Origin of the sequence: Exiguobacterium sp. s140, from assembly GCF_018617035.1 — a bacterium.
GTDB classification, from domain to species: Bacteria; Bacillota; Bacilli; order Exiguobacteriales; family Exiguobacteriaceae; genus Exiguobacterium; species Exiguobacterium profundum.
In genome coordinates this window covers 1-380 of sequence record NZ_JACSJK010000017.1, presented here as the reverse complement: position 1 = coordinate 380, position 380 = coordinate 1, and the positions used below count along the sequence as shown (strand labels likewise).

Here is a 380-nt window from a genome sequence, read left to right as displayed (position 1 = left end):
ATGCGCCGGACGATCGTCGAGAAGCTGCGTGCGACCTGGTCTCCGGAACAGATCGTCGGCCGCCTCTACACAGGAATAATTGCCTTCTCCACCATCTACCGTTGGATCTATGCGGGACGAATCGACGTGCCCCTGACCGTGCTCCGCCAGAAAGGGAAACGTCAAAAGCCGACCGAGACGCGCGGACGCATCAACGTCGGACTCTCCATCTCGCAACGGCCGCCAGAGGTCAGGGGACGCCGGACGTTCGGGCACTGGGAGCTCGACACCGTCGTCTTCGGACGAGGGAAGTCGAAGGCGTGCGTCGCGACGTTCATCGAGCGGAAGAGCCGGTTCTATCTCGCCCTGCCGATCGCGGACCGCACCGCGGCCTCGATGGA

The 380-nt window shown here is 63.7% G+C and carries 1 protein-coding gene; it reads left to right on the top strand.

Annotated elements, in window-relative coordinates:
• Positions 1–380, top strand: a 380-nt coding sequence (locus KNO61_RS17570; protein WP_214874001.1) for an IS30 family transposase, incomplete at both ends; no start/stop codon positions are given.